This is a genomic window from Paraburkholderia flagellata (assembly GCF_021390645.1).
Classification (GTDB): Bacteria; Pseudomonadota; Gammaproteobacteria; order Burkholderiales; family Burkholderiaceae; genus Paraburkholderia; species Paraburkholderia flagellata.
On sequence record NZ_JAJEJT010000004.1, the window covers coordinates 631,902 to 648,733 of the forward strand.

Below are 16,832 nucleotides of genomic sequence, written 5' to 3' on the forward strand. Positions count from 1 at the left end.
ACCGCAACAGTCTCCCAGCGAGGATGAGCATCATGAACCGCCGCACTCTCGTACTAACGATGGCCCTCGGGCTTATGGGCTTGCACGGCCCCGCACAGGCGGCCGAGCCCGAGGTTGTGAAGATCGGCTTCGCGGGTCCGCTCACCGGCCCGGTCGCGCGCGTCGGCAAGGACTTGCAGTACGGCGCACAACTCGCGATTGACGAGGAGAACGCGAAACACCCCGTGATTGCGGGCAAACCGGTGAAGTACGTGCTCGACGTGCAAGACGACCAGGCCGACCCGCACGTGGCCGTGCAGGTGGCGCAAAAGCTCGTGGACGACGGCGTGGTCGGCGTGATCGGCCACTACAACTCGGGCTGCAGCATTCCCGCGTCGGCGGTTTATCACAACGCGAACGTCGCCATGATCACGCCGGGGTCCACCAACCCGGCGCTGACCCAGCAGGGCTACGCGAACGTGTTCCGCACCATGGGCAACGACGGCATAGGCGGCGTGATCGCCGGTAAATTCGCGGTGGAGCAGTTGAAGGCGAAGCGCATCGGCATCATCGACGACCGCACGGCCTTCGGCCAGGGACTCGCCGACGCATTCGAGAAGGGTGCGAAGGAGGCCAACGGCAATATCGTCGACCGCGAGTTCACCAACGACAAAGCCGTGGATTTTCGCGCCATTCTCACGTCGCTCAAGCAGAAGAACGTCGACGTGATCTTCTTTGGCGGCCTCGACGAACAAGGCGCGATGCTTGCCAAGCAGATGCGCACGCTCGGCATGCCGGCGCGGCTCTTCGGCGCGGGCGCATTGAAGAGCAATGCCTTCCTGCAGATCGCGGGCCCGGCGGGCGAGGGCACGCAGGACCTCGAACCGGGACCGGCACTCGACAAGCTGCCTTCCGCGCAGGCGTTCGCGAAGCGCTACAAGGCGAGATTCAATCAGGATGTCGAATTGTATGCGCCGTTCGCCTATGACGCCGCGCTCGCCATGATCAAGGCGATCCGCGATGCCGACTCGCTCGACCGCGCGAAGATCGTCGCGAGCTTCCCGAAGGTGACGGTGGTGGGCGTGACGGGCAATATCGCGTTCGATCCGCACGGCGACCTCATCAAGCCGCCTTATACGCTCTTCGAGGTGCAGCAGGGGCAGTGGAAGAGCCTGAGAACGCTTGGAGGCAACAACGGCGTGTAACGTGAGCCTTGGGGTGTTCAGCGCGCCACGAGCAGCTCGATCAGCGCGTGGAAATCGACCGGCTTCGTGAGGTGCGAGTCGAAGCCGCTCATGCGCGAGCGCAGCCGGTCGGCGTGCTGGCCCCAACCCGTCAGCGCGATGATCTGCAGGCCAACGTAGCGCGGGCTTTGACGGATCTGCCGCGCGATTTCGTAGCCGTCCATGCCCGGCATGCCGATGTCGAGCACGACCGCGTGGGGCACCGACTGCTCCAGCGCGCCGAGGGCGGCGGCGCCGTCATACACCACGCGCACCTGCGCGCCTTCGCCCGAAAGCACCATGCCGAGCGAATCGGCGGCGTCGCGGTTGTCGTCGACCACGAGAACGCGCTTGCCCGCGAGCGGCTTCGCGGCGCGCGCCACGGCCGCCGGGGTCTCGCGCGCCTCGGCGGGCGTTTGCTGCGAGAGCGGCAGGCGCACCGTGAACGTGCTGCCTTTGCCGGGGCCTGCGCTCGCCGCCTCGACCGTGCCGCCGTGCATGTGCACCAGGTGGCGCACCATGGTGAGACCAATGCCGAGGCCGCCCTGGCTGCGCTCGGCCGGGCGGCTGACCTGCGTGAACATTTCGAATACCTGATCGATTTGCCCGGCTGACATGCCGATGCCCGTATCGCTCAGCGTGACGACAACCCAGTCGCCTTCGCGCGTAGCGAGGAGCCGGATCTGGCCGCCCGTGTCGGTGTAGCGCGCCGCGTTGTTGAGCATGTTCGCGAAGACCTGCGTGAGACGCACGCGGTCGGCGTCGAGCACGAGCGGCGTGTCGGGCAGCGTGATGCTCAGTTCATGGTGCGCCTGATCGATGGCGGGCCGGCTCGTTTCAATCGCATTCTCGATGATTTCCGCGAGCGCTACCGGCGCCTTCACGAGACCGATCTTGCCGCGCGTGATGCGCGACACTTCCATCAGATCGTCGATCAGCCGCACCATGTGATGCACCTGGCGATCGAGCATGTCGAGTATCGGGGCCGAGTCCGCGGGAAACGCACTGCGCCGGATGAGATGCAGCGCATTGGCAATCGGCGCGAGCGGATTGCGCAGTTCGTGCGCGAGCGTCGCGAGGAATTCGTCCTTGCGGCGGTCGGCTTCCTTGAGCGCGTCTGCGGCGTTCACGGCTTCGGTCACGTCGATGGAAACGCATACGTGGCCGCGAAACGCTCCGCTCGCGGAGAACCACGGCGCACAGCAGGTTTCGAACCAGTGCCAGCCTGCATCCTTGAGCTTGACGCGCAACCGGCTCTGGAACGCGCAATGGTCCTGCTGCGCGGTCTGTACGCGTGTAAGAAAACCAGGCAGGTCGCGCGGATGGACGACGGCGTGCCAGCCCGTTTCCAGCAGTTGCCCCGACGTGAGGCCGATCGTCGCGAGATAGCGCTGGTTCAAATAGACCGTGTTGCCTTGTGTGTCGATTTGCCAGATCAACGCAGGTGACGCATCGGCCAGCGCACGGAAGCGCGCCTCGCTTTCGCGCAGCGCTTCCTGGGCGCCGCGGCGGTCGTCCACGTCGATATTCATGCCCACCCATTTGCGCACCGTGCCGTCCGTATTCCAGATCGGCGCGGCGCGCACGTTGGTCCATTTCCAGCCGCCCGTGGCGACGTGCAGCCGGAATTCCGCGTCCACCACGCGTTGCGCCGCGATCGCGTCCTTCCATTGGCGCAGCGCGTAGGCGCGGTCGTCGGGATGAACGGCGTTGGCCCAACCTTCGCCGAGCCATTCTTCACCGGGCTGGCCGGTGTATTCCGACCAGCCCGGTGAGACCGACTCGGCCAGGCCCTGGGCATCGGCTTCCCAAACGGCCTGCGCAAAGCCTTCCACCAGTGCGCGAAAGCGCTCCTCGCTGTCCACGCATTCGGTTTCCACACGCTTGCGCTCGGTAATGTCCAGCGCGAACTCGGCGCACTTCGAGGCCATGCCGGTGCCCGAAAGCCGGGTAGGCGCGAAAAGGCCCCACCAGCGCGTGCCGTCCTTGCGGATCAACTGCCGCTCGTAGGGCTGCGTGCGTCCCGTAGTGGCGAGGTCGCTGACCGCCCGCGTCGTGACACCGAGAAATTCGAGCGGCACGAGTCGATCCCAGTGCGTCGCGGCGCGCAGATCCTCGCGGCTGTAGCCGCTCATCTGCTCGAATGCGCCGTTGGCGTCGGCCATGGTGCCGTCGAGGTCGAAGAACAGCACGCCCACGGTTTCGATGGAAATGGCGGCCTGCAGGCGCGCCTCGCTCTCGCGCAGCGCGTCTTCGACCTGCTTGCGCAACGCGGCTTCGTCGTGGAGCTTCGTGTTGATGTTCTGCAGCGTGCGCGTGCGTTCGGCGACTTGATGCGCGAGATTGTTGCCCGCGTCCTGGGCGTCGATCAGCGCGCAGCTCAACTGGTGCGCGGCGCTCGCGCAGGAGGCGAGGCTTTGCAGCAGGCGCGCGTCCTCGGCGTCGAAATGGCGTTCCTGGCCGTGTGTCACGGCCCAGACCGAGCCAACCACCGTGCCGTCGACGCGCCAGGGCACGTGCAGCGCTTCGCGGATGGGCGGATCGATCGCGCGGTACGAGGCAAAGCAGCGTGCGGGCCGGTCGAACAGGAGCATGGTGTTGCGCCCCTCGGTCTCGCCGCTTGGGCAGTCGTCGCCGGGAAGCATCCGGTCGACGTCCCCGGCCAGTTCGCCGGCCACCGCGTGCCAGCGGTACTGAGCTGTGGCGCCGTCGCGCTCGGGCACGCTCACGCCAGCCGACTCGGCGCGGCAAAGCGCGAGGGCGAGTTGCGCGAGCATCGGCAGTACACCTGAAGGATTGCTCGCCATTTCCTGTGCGAGCGCAGCAAGCGCACGGCTCTCGCCCTGGTAGTCGGGCAGTCGGTTCGGGCGGTTCACCAGAGCCTCGGTGATCAGCGTTTCCTCGACTTTGAGCGCAGGTGCGCTGTTGTCTTGCATGCTGCCTCCGCCTTAGTCGTGCGCCGCGCCGCCATGCGCATCTTTGGTGCAAGGTGCGAACGCAGGCTCAGCCCGTTGTGTACGTGAGTGCGCATCGCGTATTCCCGTAGACGAAATCCGCTGGATGCCAGTGCGTTTCGTTGCGTCCCTTTGAGGGGCGCGCATACCGGGGCGGGCCTCAGGCGGCGAGCGCTGAATCGACGCAGACGGTCGACTTGCTCGCGTTCGTCGCGCCGATTCGTGGAGCGGCTACGGCAAAGCGCGGAAACGCATCACGGCTTCGATGTGGAAGCGACTCGGCGGAAAGTGAAAAGCCTATCGTCAGATTTGTGGAATTTGTCAGGCAACAAGGCTTGACATCGTAAGCTTGTCACACAAAAATTGCGCTCCATCCCTCAAGACGGTGCGCAATGCGCCGTTATCGGGAAGAGAGACAGGCTGGTGCTCGCATAGCGCCAGCGCGTCAAGGCACGTTCAGGCTAGCCCCGGGGACAGGGCTGGCCGTGAGCGACGACGCGCTCTGAACATAAAACTGATAAGGCGTACGAACGTTTCATGCGAATTTCCACACGACTCCTTCTTTTGGTGATCACGGCGCTGATCGGGTTGATCGCCATTGGCGGCTATGGGCTCGTCAGCCTCAAGCGGGAAATGCTCGACGAAACGCGCGGCAAGATCACGAATCTGCTGCAAATGGCGGAGCATCTCGCGACCTTCTATCACGACCAGGAAGTCGCCGGAAAAATGACCCGTGAGCAGGCGCAGGCGGCCACGCAGCAGGCGCTCAACCAGCTCAACTATTCCGATCGAAGCTACTTCTGGGCGCGTCTGCCCGACGGTACCACGCTGGTTCACCGCAATCTGGCTTCGATCGGCAAGGTCAACGTAGGCCGAGCGCCGGACGGACGGCCCGACACCGACCTCTACCGCGAAATGCTCGCGCGCGAGCACATGCCCGTGATGATGACGATGGCGAAGCACCCCACCACGGGCCAGCTCACGGCGAAGATGAATGGCATTCTGGAGTTCGCGCCGTGGGGCTGGTGGATCGGCACGGGCTTCTTTCTCGACGATATCGACGCCACGTTCTGGCGCACCGGGCGCGTGCTGCTTGCGCTCATCATCGCGGCAGTGGCGGGTATCGGCGTGCTGTCGTGGCAGATCATCCGCAATCTCGTGGGCACGCTCGGGGGCGAGCCGCACTACGCGGTGGCGGTCACGCACCGTATCGCCACGGGCGACCTGACTGGCAACGTCGAGTTGCGGCCTGGCGACGAACGCAGCCTGCTGGCGTCAATTGCGCGCATGCAAGCGAGTCTCGTGACCATGATCAGCGAGATCCGCGCGGGCGCTCAGTCCGTGACCACGGGCGCGGGCGAGATCGCCGCGGGCAATACGGACCTCTCTTCGCGCACCGAAGAACAGGCCGCCTCGCTGCAGCAAACCGCGGCCAGCATGGAGCAGCTCACGTCGACGGTGCAGAACAACGAGGCCAACGCCAACCACGCGCGCCAGCTCGTTTCCACGGCCAGCACCGCGGCGGCCGAGGGCGGCGCGGCGGTGGCGGCGGTGGTGGATACGATGTCGGCCATTCAGACCTCTTCGGAGAAGATGGTCGAGATCACGGGCGTGATCGAAGGCATCGCGTTCCAGACCAATATTCTTGCGCTCAACGCCGCCGTGGAAGCGGCGCGCGCCGGCGAGGAAGGACGCGGATTCGCGGTGGTCGCCTCCGAAGTGCGATCGCTTGCGCAGCGCAGCGCGAGCGCGGCGCGCGAGATCAAGGTGTTGATCGACGCATCGGTCGGGCAGGTTCGCGAGGGTTCGGATCGCGTGCGCGCGGCTGGCGCGACGATGGACAGCATCGTGCGCTCGGTCGAAAACGTCACCGGCATCATTGCGGGCATTTCCGAGGCCTCGTCCGAGCAGCGTCTTGGCATCGAGCAGATCAGCCGCGCGGTGACGCAGATGGACGAGGTAACGCAGCAGAACGCGGCGCTCGTGGAGGAGGCCGCTGCGGCGGCGGACTCGCTTTCCGGGCAGGCGCACCGGCTTTCACAGGCGGTGTCGATTTTCCGGACTTGATGGTCTTTCGTTGCCCGCAATGGCTTGCGCACCAGGCCGGGAAACCCTTGCGTGACAAGGCTCAAAGGGCTGCGGTTCTGGTGCGCGGCATTTTGCCACCGCGTTGACGCACGTCCATGGTGTGACAATGCGTCGAACTCTTAAAAAATGTTAAAGAAGGAGAGGTTCGATGCTCTCACCCGTCGCAGGATCCGCCATCGTCGTGCGCCAAAGCAGTCGTGCTCCTCTCGCGGGAACGCAGCCCAGCGCACGCTGCTCGGGGTGCGCCATGCGCCATCTTTGCATGCCTCAGGGCCTGCCGGCCGAAGACTTGCCGAGGCTCGAAGCCCTCATCTGCGGAGCGCGCAAGGTGCGCCGCGGCGAGGCGCTCTATCGCTCGGGCGACCGCTTCGACAGTCTGTATGCCGTGCGCTCCGGCTCACTCAAAACGCTCATTGTCAACCGCGACGGCCGGGAGCAGATCACGGGGCTGCGTCTCGCGGGTGACGCGCTAGGTCTCGACGGCATTGCCACCGACGTGCACGCGTTCAGCGCGGTCGCGCTCGAGGACAGTTCAATTTGCACGCTGCCCTACGCCGCGCTCAAGACCTTGTGCCGCGAGAGCGGCACGATGCAGGACCGTTTGCATCGGCTCATGGGCGACCAGTTCAATCAGGAAGCCTCGCAGATGATGGTGCTGGGCTCGCTCACCGCCGAAGAACGCGTGGCCGCGTTCCTGCTCGACGTGTCGTCGCGCAACTGGGAGCGCGGTTATTCGCAGGCGGAGTTCCGTCTGCGCATGTCCCGCGAGGATATGGGCAGCTACCTCGGCATCACGCTCGAAACCGTGAGCCGGATTTTGTCGCGCTTCCAGAAGCGCGGCCTGATCGACGCGCAGGGCAAGCTGATTCGCATCTGCGATATCGAAGGGCTGCAAACGGTTTGAGCGGGCCGCTGACGCGGCAGCCATCGAAGCTCCGATGACTGCCGCAGCCAGCCGCTACTTCTTACTTCTCGTCGAGCCCGAGGCCCGGCAGGCGGCGCGTGCCCTCGAGCTGAACCGCATGCAGCAGATGCGGGTCCACGTCGAGCGCGCTCAGGATCGTCGGCGCGACCTGGGTCGTGAAGACGTAGTGGTCGTCCGTGCGGCCGGCGTGGTCAATGCCGGGGAACGACACCACGAGACCCAGATGGCTGTCGTCGGGCGCGTTGCCGCCGTGCTCTTCATCCTTGGCCGTGCTCGACGTGTAGATCACGCCCGGGTTCGGCTGCACGATGATGTCCGGCGTGCGCCCGTTCGACGGATTGCCGAACCAGTCGGCGAGACGGTCGCCCGTGAGGATGTACGCTTGCGGGCCGTCGGCGCAGATGCCCGACGCGTTACAGCTCAGATTGGCCTGCAGCGTCTTCACCACGGCGTCCTTCTGGCTCTGATCGCGCAGCCAGATCAGACCCACGTCGTCGGTCTGCACCATGCCAGTGCCCGGAAGGCCCGTGCCGTCGTTCAGGTTGCCCGACTTCGTGCTGTTCTGGCCGAAGTTGCCGTTCTTGTCGAGATAGTTGTTGGCCTCGAGCAGCTTCGTGAGCGTGTCGCCGTTCTTCACGAGCTTCGAGTGATCGGTCGGCGACTGGCCGTGCTTGGCCGTCACGATGATCAGCGTCGATTTGTAGAGGTTGCGCTCCTTCAACTCCTCCACGACGCGGCCAAGCGAGTTGTCCAGGTACGTGATCGCGGCGGCGACCTGCGGGCCCGGCGTGAAGTCGGCGTCGAGATACCCGCCCTTGTCTGCGACTGGCGACTTCTGCGCGACGCTGAGCGTCTGGAAGTTCGTACCGAACATCGTGGGCACCGGCGCGCTCGTCTTGCCCGTCGAATCGAGGCCATCGATTTCGTTGATCAGCGCCTGCACGTGGATGTTGTCGAAGACTTCGGTATGCGTGTAGGTGTCCAGATAATACGTGCCCGTCTTCGGGTCGATCGAATTGATCTCGGTGCGCGCCAGATCGTCCACGCCCTTGCCCGAAGGCCCGTTGACCCAGTCGTAGCCCCACGCATGCTTGTCCGCCCACGCGGTGCGCGAGCCGTGGATGTTCTCTTTGATGACTTCGAAGACCGTATTCGTCTTGATGTAGTTGTGCGGGTACACCGGCGTGCAAACGCCATTGACCTTCGCGTAGGGAATGGCTTGCGGATTGAAAGCGCCGCCGCCGTCGAGGTGGACCAGCGCGCCGCCGTTTTCCCCGTCGATCCCGGTCGTTTCGTCGAACACGACGTTCCAGCCTTGCGGGCCCTTGCAGTGCGAATCGAGCGGCGCGTAGAGCGTACGGTCATATGACACGTCATAGAAGAGACCTGCGCTCTTCGGCGAGCCGCCCGTCACCAGCGCCGTGAGGCCCGGGAACGAGTCGGACAGATGCGGCGTGTGTGCGTTCGTGTAGGTCACGCCCGACTTCGCGAGCAGCGCGAGGTTGGGGCAGGCATTGCTGCCAATGCAACGAGCCACGTCCTGTTCGTGCAGACCGTCGAAACTGATGAGCAGGACGTGCTTCACGTCCTTCATGTCGTCTGCATAAGCCGTTGATTGCATACCTGCGAGCGCCATGGCGCCCGCTCCAACGACTGCGCCTAATCGCGACCACCGGGTCGTATTCTCCATATTTCACCTCGTTTTTCTATTGCATTGTGGGGAACTGCGAGGGACTTGCGCACAGCCCGAGCAATGTGGGGGTGGAACGCGAATCTCTCGTGACGTTGCGCTTTCAACTTGCCGTCAGTTGTAGTCAGTTGTTACGCGCGCCCAAGGCAAGTGAAAAGGTGAGGGTTTTCGCGGGTGTAAACTCCCGCAATCGAGCGCGCTGCAGTACTCGTTTGCAGTTCTCGCTAATAGTGAGTGGTATTCAGTCCATTGCAGGCATCACACAATCGAATCCAAAGGGAACGTCATGGCAAAGGATGAAATCGTCTGGGGCATTCTGGGTACGTCGAAGATCAACGACAAGGTCGTCGTGCCCATGCACCACGCGCCGAAGTGCCGCGTAAAAGCGATTGCTTCGCGTTCAGCTCAAAAGGCTCAGGCTGCCGCGGCGAAATATGGTCTCGCGCACGCGTACGACAGTTACGAGGCCCTGCTGGCAGATCCTGAAATCGATGCGGTGTATATCCCGTTGCCCAATCACCTTCACGTCGAGTGGACGATCAAGTCTGTCGAGGCGGGCAAGCATGTGCTATGCGAAAAGCCGATCGGGCTCGACGCGCAACAAGCCGAACGTTTGATCGCCGCGCGCGACAAGAGCGGCCGGTATATCCAGGAAGCCTTCATGGTTCGCACGCATCCGCAGTGGCTCAAGGTGCGGGCGCTGATCGAAGAGGGCGCCATAGGCGAATTGCGCGCGGTGACCGGCGGCTTTACTTACTACAACACCAATGCACACGACATCCGCAACCAGAGCGAACTGGGCGGCGGCGGCCTGCTGGATATCGGCTGCTATCCCATCACGACGTCGCGCCTCATTCTCGGACGTGAGCCGAAACGCGTGGTTTCGCTGATGGAGCGCGACCCCTCGTTCGAGGTGGACCGCCTTGGCTCCGTGCTGATGGATTTCGACGGTGTGCAGGCGAGCTTCTTTTACTCCACCCAGGTTCATCCTTACCAGCGCATGCAGTTTCACGGCACCACGGGGCGAATAGAAGTCGAGATTCCATTCAATGCGCCGAATGACCGTCCGACGCGTCTCCTGGTGAGCAAGCAAGGGGAAGCGGATCGCTGGCTGGAACTGCCGGTGTGCGATCAATACGGCGTGGCAGCGGCGGTTTTCGCCGAGGCGATATTGAGCGGAACGCCCCAGGCCATTCCACTGGAAGATGCCCGCGCGAACATGCGGGTGATCGACGCCGTGTTCCGCTCGGCCCGATCGGGCGCGTGGGAGAGCATTGCGTGACATTGAAGCGCCGCGGGCGGGTTCAACGGTTCAACGGCCCCTGGTCTGATCCACGCCCGTCTTGCGGCTCTTCACATGATCGATGAATGCGCGCAGCTTTGGCATGATCTGCCTGCGGCTGGGATAGCAGAGGAAGACGCCCGGCAGCATCGGCGCGTAGGCGTCGAGCACGCGCACGAGTTTTCCTGCTTTCACTGCGTCGGAAACCATCGGCTCGGGTAGCTGGGCGAGGCCTATGCCTTCCAGCGCCGCACCCATCATGGTCGGAAAATCGCTGGCGATCAGCGGTCCGGATACGGCGATCTCCAGCGCGTGGCCGTTGTCGTCGAATGACCACGACGCGAGTGCGCCGTTGGAGCGGCGCCAGCGCAAGCAGGCATGCTGGCGCAAATCATCCGTGTGACGGGGCCGTTTGTTCCCGGAGAAATAGGAAGGACTGCCGACGACAACAAGGCGAAACGGCGGCGTCAACGGCACGGCCACCATGTCGGCGGCAACGAGCTGGCCTAGCCGGATACCGGCGTCGAAGCCTTCCGCCGCGAGATCGACCACTTCCTTGCTCACGGCGATTTCCACCTCAACCTCGGGATAAGCCTGGCAGAACGAAGCGAGCAGCGGTTCCAGCAGCAGCGGGACGACCGCGCGCGGCACGGAAAGCCGCAATAAACCCGTGGGGCGCTGACCGAGTTCGCGCGCCACTTCGCTTGCGGCAACCAGTTCCTCGAAGGCGGGCTTGGCGCGTGAAAGAAAACGCTCGCCGGCTTCGGTCAGCCCGACGCTGCGCGTGGTGCGCACGAATAGCGCCGCGCCAATGCGCTCTTCGAGCACACGCACCGCCTGACTGATGGCAGAGGGCGTCACCCCGAGGTCTGCCGCTGCCTTGCGAAAACTACGATGCCTGGCGACGCTCAGGAACGCTTCCACGCCATCGAGCGCACCCTGCCGGACTGTGAAGTTCTGCTTCATGGCGCATCAACATTGTGATGAATAGTCGCTCGCGGGAAACGATGGTACACCTAACGTGCCAGCCGATGGCGCGCGCGAACCGCGCCGCGCGACCGGCTGGATCGACCGCAAGGAGAACCGTTGATGAGCACGCCCGCCGTTCCCTTTGGCATTATCCCGCCGCGCCCGGCCTGGCGCAGTCTGCGCTGGATCACGCCGCTCACGCTCCTGTGGATAGCGGTGATTTACTGGCTGCCGGCGATCCCAGGTAGCGGCTTTCAAACCACGGCGCACCAGCTTGTTGCGCAGCTTTTCATGGCGGTCGGTTTGTGGCTCGGCCTCGAACGCACGGACCTGACGCCAGGCCAGCGCCGCGCGACCTGGCTTGCGATTCTCGTTCCCCACTCGCTTTGGTTTGCAGTCATCTGGAGCGCGGCGATCCACGGCGCTTTTCGACTGAGCGCCTTGCCGCCGCCGTTGCCATTGCTGCCGTTGGCGATTTTCCTTCCCGTGATCGCCGGTGCGCCGCTATTGCTGCTGTCGAGGCGGGTAGGGCAAGTGCTCGACGCGATGCCGGCAGCCTGGCTCATCGCGCTGCAGTTCTACCGCGTGTTTGGCAGTTGGGCGATTGCGGCGTGGCTGCACGGCGCGATGGCCGGCGTCGACGCGTTGCCGGCGGGAACCGGGGACTTGCTGACCGGCCTGTTTGCCGTTCCGGCGGCCATCGCGGTGGCGAGCGGCACGGCGCGGGGGCGCAAGGCGGCCATCGCGTGGAACATTTTCGGGCTCGCCGATTTCGCCGTCGCCGTGACTTTGGGGATCATCACGGCGCCTGGCCGATTCCAGTTGATCGCCCCGGATATGGCGAGCCTCAACGCGGGCACCTATCCCTATGTGCTGACGCCCGCGTTCGTCGTGCCCAGTTCGATCCTGCTGCACGCGCTGTCGCTGCGCCAATTGTTCCGGCGTCGCGCCGGGTGAACTCCCATCATTGCATCCACCCATCGGAAAACACCTTGCAGGAGGCAGCATGTCACAGGAATCGATCTTCCGTTTGCATCTCGTTCTAGGGTACGTCGCGTGGCTTCTTTGTTTCACCGTGTACATCTGGCCCAGGCTCAAGTCGATGGACCCATTCGACGCGCAACGCGCGATCGCCACGTTGCACAGCTTCCGCTTCTTCGGTCTGGTCTTCGTGCTGCCGGGCGTCGTGAGTCCCGATTTGCCTGCGAGTTTCGGCGTGCCGACGGCCTATGGCGACCTCGCCACTGGCGTGCTGGCCATGCTGGCGCTGCTGACGGCAAGAAAGCGACCGGTCTTCTGGTTCTTCGTCGTGGCGTTCAATCTCGTCGGCGCGACGGACCTGGTTCTTGCCTACTACCACGCCATCCAGGCCGGCGTTCCCGTGCATGCGGGAGAACTGGGCGCGACGTACGCGATTCCTGTGATCTATGTGCCGCTCCTGGCGATTACGCATGGCGCAGCCTTTTATCTGTTGCTGCGCGCGCAGCGCAAGGTTGCCGCGCGTAGGGATCATGCCGCGAGCGATGAATTGTTTCGACGCAGCGCCCGCTAAACCTTCGTTCACCTGAAAGGCATTGGGGCAATTTCACTGGACAGAGGCCGGGCGACGTTGCTTTAATAGGCAGCCGCTCAACCCGCCAACGCAACCTGGTTCAGGAGAAAACACAGTGGACAAAGCCGCCGATCCGATCCTGCAGGTCCTGCATGACTATAAAGCCGCGGTATGCGCGAAAGACGTCGACGCGTTCGTCGCGCTATACGCCCCGGACCTGGTGGCCTTCGACATGTGGGGCGTCTGGACGTACGAGGGCATCGCGTCCTGGCGCAACATGGTGGAGGGCTGGTTCGGATCGCTGGGCGCCGAGCGCGTGGTCGTCGATTTCAGCGAGGCGCAGACTGCCATCGCGCAGGACCTCGCTGTTCTGCACGCCTTCGTGACGTACAAAGCGGTGACGGTGGACGGCGAGGAATTGCGCTCGATGGACAATCGCATTACCGCAACGCTCAGGCAAACGGGCGAGGGCTGGAAGATCTTCCACCAACATTCTTCATCGCCGATCGATCCTGCTACGACGAAGGTCATTTTCAAACGTTAGTCGCTGAAAAGAAAAATGCCCGGCACGCGCTCGGGCATTTCACGCGGAACATGAAGGGCCGCAGTGGCCCCTCATCCTGCTATTTTTTTGCGTTCCGAGGCACCTGTTGCCCGCGCAACGAACATCCCTCCGTCTCGCTCACGCCGAAATGGCGCGCTTGAGCGATCAAGTTAGTCCCGACAATTTCCGTTTCCGATGTCACAGGACGATTTCGCATTGGGACTTTCCCTGCATGCGCATCCCGGGTGCCCTTGGTGTGGCCGGCTTCGGCCGCCTTGACCGCTATTTGGCTTCGCGGCTAGCGAGCGGCGGCAACAATTGCCGTTTCTCGGCGATTTACGTGTTTCGGATCTCGCCCACGAGCGCTGTTGCTGTGCACAAAAGTTGACTTCCGGCACTCAGGAATGCGCCCAGGACTAACCCGAATGCAAGAAAGTATCAGTCTGCGGTCTGATTTTCAGTGGTGAATGCGTGCCGCGCCGGTTAATTTTCAGTTATGGCGGCGCGGCAGTCGAGTCAGGTCCAGCGTATGCGCGAAGCGCCGTCGCAGAACAAGAAAAAACCCGTGCAGGAGGAGTCGAGATGCAAACCATTGGGGCAGCCACGGCGCGTATGGACGCGTCCCGCGCCACACATTCCCAGCCTGACCTCGAACTGGTCGCCGTGCCGCGCGACGAGTCGTTCAAGGTCTGGTCGCACGGCTATCCCTATCGGACGGTGCGCTGGCACTTCCATCCGGAGTACGAAATCCACCTCATCACAGCGACCACCGGCAAGTATTTCGTGGGCGATTTCATTGGCAGCTTCGCGCCCGGCAATCTCGTGATGATCGGCCCGAACCTGCCGCACAACTGGGTGAGCAGCGTGCCACACGATGAACCGGTGGACGAACGCTGCCTCGTTCTTCAGTTCGATGCGGATTTCATCGCACGCGCGATCGAGGCGTTTCCCGAATTCCGGCGTGTGGAGCCACTGCTCGACGCGTCGCGCTGGGGCCTCTTGTTCACGCCGGAAACAGGCGGGGCCGCCGAGCCGATCCTGCGTGAGATGCTGGGTGCGCAAGGCATGCGGCGCGTCACACTCTTTATCGACTTGCTCGACCTGCTCGTGCAAAGCGACGAACCTGCGGCGCTCGCGAGCGAGGCGTATCGCGCCGATCCTGCCCGCTATGCAGGCACGCGCATCAATCACGTGCTCGCCTTCATCGGCAAGAACCTCTCGCAGGAACTGCGCGAAACGGAGCTGGCGGAACTGGCCGGGCAGAGCGTGAGCGCGTTTTCGCGCTACTTCCGCCGCCATACGGGTGTGTCGTTCGTGCGCTACGTAAACCAGCTGCGTATCAATCTGGCGTGCCAGCTGTTGATGTCAGGTGAACTGAATATCACGGACATCTGCTATCAGGTGGGTTTCAACAACCTCTCGAATTTCAACCGCCAGTTCCTGCTGCTCAAGGAAATGTCGCCTTCTCGCTGGCGATCGTATCAGCGGCTCAATGCCGCGAGCGCGGCCAGCAAGAGCGAAGCCGTGTACGGCGTGCCAGCGATCGGCTAGCGGATCGTTCCATAAAGGATTCAAACGCAGTGCTCATACCGGGTACTGCGGAGGACGAACTCACACTTTCACAAGGCAGCACGGCAACACCGGCAACCCACCAGGCATTCAACCAAAAAACGGAGACACCCAATGACCCGACTTCACACCCAACTGATCGGCGCCACCGCACTCAGTCTCGCCCTCGCGGGCATCACGTCCGCCTATGCCGCACCTTCCGGCACGGTCGCGTTCCTGATGCCCGACCAGGCCTCCACGCGCTACGAGCAGCACGACTTCCCCGGCTTCAAGGCCGAAATGGGCAAGCTCTGCCCGGACTGCAAGGTGCTCTACCAGAATGCGAATGCCGATGCCTCGCAGCAGCAGCAACAGTTCAACTCGGTGATCGCGCAGGGTGCGAAGGTCATCGTGCTCGACCCGGTGGATTCCACCGCTGCCGCTTCGCTCGTGCATATGGCGCAGAGCCAGGGCATCAAGGTCATCGCGTATGACCGGCCCGTGCCTTCCACGCCCGCCGATTATTACGTCTCGTTCGACAACGAGGAAATCGGCAAGTCGATCGCGCAGTCGCTCGTTGCGCACCTGAAGGAGTCGGGCGTTGCCGGGAGCAAGGGCGGCGTGCTCGAAGTGAACGGCTCGCCGACCGACGCCGCCGCCGGGCTCATCAAGAAGGGCATTCACGAAGGGCTGCAGGGCAGCGGATACAAGACGCTCTCCGAGTACGACACGCCCGAGTGGGCGCCGCCCAAGGCGCAGCAGTGGGTGAGCGGGCAGATCACGCGCTTCGGGCCGCAGATCGTGGGCGTCGTGGCGGCCAACGACGGCACGGCCGGCGGCACCATTGCGGCCTTCAAGGCGGCGGGCGTGAACCCGGTTCCGCCGGTTACGGGTAACGACGCGACAACCGCAGGCCTGCAACTCATCATCGCGGGCGACCAGTACAACACGATCCTCAAGCCCAGCGAGATCGTGGCGGGCGCGGCGGCGAAGGTGGCCGTGGGCTTCCTCGACGGCAAGCCCGTGAAGGGCGAGACGACGCTCTTCAAGACGCCCTCGCAATTGTTCAAGCCGGCCGTCATCACACAGAAGAACATCAAGGCAGAAGTCGTGGACAAGGGCTTCGCGAACGCGAAGGACCTGTGCGCGGGCCGCTACGCCGATGGTTGCAAGAAGCTCGGCATCGGCGGCTGATACGCGTGGTTGGGCCCGGCACGGGCCGGGCCCCGAGAGAAACGAAGAGGTACCCATTTCATGACTGACGAATCCACGAACCGCGCCACGACACGCGGCGCGCCCGGCGAGCTGGTGCTGAGCCTGCGCGGCATCTCGAAGCACTTCGGCGCGGTTTCGGCCCTCACGGACATCGAGCTCGACGTGCATGCGGGCGAGGTGGTCGCCCTCGTTGGCGACAACGGCGCGGGCAAATCGACGCTCGTGAAGATTCTCGCGGGCGTGCACCAGCCGAGCGCCGGGACGATCACCTTCCGCGGCCAGCCGGTGAACCTGTCCGATCCGGGCACGGCGCTCGACTTAGGCATCGCGACGGTGTTCCAGGACCTCGCGCTGTGCGAGAACCTCGACGTCGTGGCGAACATCTTCCTCGGCCGCGAGTTGAGCCCTTACCGGCTCGACGAGGTCACGATGGAAGTGAAGGCCTGGACGCTCCTCAACGAGCTATCGGCGCGCATTTCCAGTGTGCGCGACGTGGTCGCCTCGCTCTCGGGCGGCCAGCGCCAGACGGTGGCGATCGCGCGCTCGCTGCTGCTCGATCCGAAGCTCATCATGCTCGACGAGCCGACCGCCGCGCTCGGCGTGGCGCAGACCGCCGAGGTGCTGAACCTGATCGAGCGCGTGCGCGACCGCGGGCATGCCGTCATCATGATCAGCCACAACATGGAAGACGTGCGCGCGGTCGCGGACCGCATCGTCGTGCTGCGCCTCGGACGCAACAACGGGATCTTCTATCCCGACTCATCCAATGCCGAACTCGTGGCGGCGATCACCGGCGCGACGGAAAACGCGGTGTCGCGCCGCGCGGGCCGCCGCCAGACGCAACAGGACGTCCAATGAAAGGA

Annotated in this window: 13 protein-coding genes; 10 read left to right on the forward strand and 3 right to left on the reverse strand. The window is 63.9% G+C overall.

Annotation, left to right across the window (positions count from 1 at the left end):
* Window positions 1-32: 32 nt before the first annotated feature.
* Window positions 33-1,184, forward strand: a complete 1,152-nt coding sequence (locus L0U83_RS33440; RefSeq protein ID WP_233888441.1) for a branched-chain amino acid ABC transporter substrate-binding protein — start codon at window positions 33-35, stop codon at window positions 1,182-1,184.
* A 17-nt stretch (window positions 1,185-1,201) separates the two neighbouring features.
* Here L0U83_RS33440 and L0U83_RS33445 read toward each other — a convergent pair whose 3' ends face one another.
* Complete coding sequence (locus tag L0U83_RS33445) at window positions 1,202-4,138, reverse strand: PAS domain-containing hybrid sensor histidine kinase/response regulator (RefSeq protein WP_233888442.1); 2,937 nt, start codon at window positions 4,136-4,138, stop codon at window positions 1,202-1,204.
* 555 nt (window positions 4,139-4,693) lie between these two features.
* On the opposite strand from L0U83_RS33445, the gene L0U83_RS33450 reads away from it, so the two are divergent.
* Together L0U83_RS33450 and L0U83_RS33455 are read left to right on the forward strand one after the other, a co-directional pair.
* Window positions 4,694-6,223, forward strand: a complete 1,530-nt coding sequence (locus L0U83_RS33450; RefSeq protein ID WP_233888443.1) for a methyl-accepting chemotaxis protein — start codon at window positions 4,694-4,696, stop codon at window positions 6,221-6,223.
* Window positions 6,224-6,392: 169 nt separating this feature from the next.
* A complete protein-coding gene (locus tag L0U83_RS33455) occupies window positions 6,393-7,148 on the forward strand; it encodes a helix-turn-helix domain-containing protein (protein WP_373321162.1) in 756 nt (251 codons plus the stop codon).
* Window positions 7,149-7,209: 61 nt separating this feature from the next.
* Here L0U83_RS33455 and L0U83_RS33460 read toward each other — a convergent pair whose 3' ends face one another.
* The gene (locus L0U83_RS33460; RefSeq protein WP_233888444.1) at window positions 7,210-8,859 is read right to left on the reverse strand and encodes an alkaline phosphatase family protein; all 1,650 of its coding nucleotides are present in this window, start codon (window positions 8,857-8,859) and stop codon (window positions 7,210-7,212) included.
* Between the two features lie 286 nt (window positions 8,860-9,145).
* On the opposite strand from L0U83_RS33460, the gene L0U83_RS33465 reads away from it, so the two are divergent.
* Window positions 9,146-10,141 (forward strand): Gfo/Idh/MocA family protein, encoded by a 996-nt coding sequence (locus L0U83_RS33465; RefSeq protein ID WP_233888445.1) that lies wholly within the window; start codon window positions 9,146-9,148, stop codon window positions 10,139-10,141.
* A 30-nt stretch (window positions 10,142-10,171) separates the two neighbouring features.
* Here the strand turns inward: L0U83_RS33465 and L0U83_RS33470 are convergent, their stop codons facing one another.
* Window positions 10,172-11,107, reverse strand: a complete 936-nt coding sequence (locus L0U83_RS33470) for a LysR family transcriptional regulator (RefSeq protein ID WP_233888446.1) — start codon at window positions 11,105-11,107, stop codon at window positions 10,172-10,174.
* A 123-nt stretch (window positions 11,108-11,230) separates the two neighbouring features.
* On the opposite strand from L0U83_RS33470, the gene L0U83_RS33475 reads away from it, so the two are divergent.
* The 6 genes from L0U83_RS33475 to L0U83_RS33500 all read left to right on the forward strand — a co-directional run bounded on the left by L0U83_RS33475 (window position 11,231) and on the right by L0U83_RS33500 (window position 16,827).
* Entirely contained in the window at window positions 11,231-12,067 is an 837-nt protein-coding gene (locus L0U83_RS33475) for a DUF8737 domain-containing protein (RefSeq protein WP_233888447.1), read from the forward strand.
* 49 nt (window positions 12,068-12,116) lie between these two features.
* On the forward strand, window positions 12,117-12,662 hold the full coding sequence (locus L0U83_RS33480; protein WP_233888448.1) for a DUF8737 domain-containing protein: 546 nt from the start codon (window positions 12,117-12,119) through the stop codon (window positions 12,660-12,662).
* 115 nt (window positions 12,663-12,777) lie between these two features.
* Window positions 12,778-13,206: a YybH family protein gene (locus L0U83_RS33485; protein WP_233888449.1), complete on the forward strand. Its 429-nt coding sequence runs from the start codon at window positions 12,778-12,780 to the stop codon at window positions 13,204-13,206.
* A gap of 582 nt (window positions 13,207-13,788) precedes the next feature.
* On the forward strand, window positions 13,789-14,757 hold the full coding sequence (locus tag L0U83_RS33490) for an AraC family transcriptional regulator (protein WP_233888450.1): 969 nt from the start codon (window positions 13,789-13,791) through the stop codon (window positions 14,755-14,757).
* A 132-nt stretch (window positions 14,758-14,889) separates the two neighbouring features.
* Entirely contained in the window at window positions 14,890-15,948 is a 1,059-nt protein-coding gene (locus tag L0U83_RS33495; protein WP_233888451.1) for an ABC transporter substrate-binding protein, read from the forward strand.
* 60 nt (window positions 15,949-16,008) lie between these two features.
* Window positions 16,009-16,827: an ATP-binding cassette domain-containing protein gene (locus L0U83_RS33500; RefSeq protein WP_233888452.1), complete on the forward strand. Its 819-nt coding sequence runs from the start codon at window positions 16,009-16,011 to the stop codon at window positions 16,825-16,827.
* Window positions 16,828-16,832: the final 5 nt, after the last annotated feature.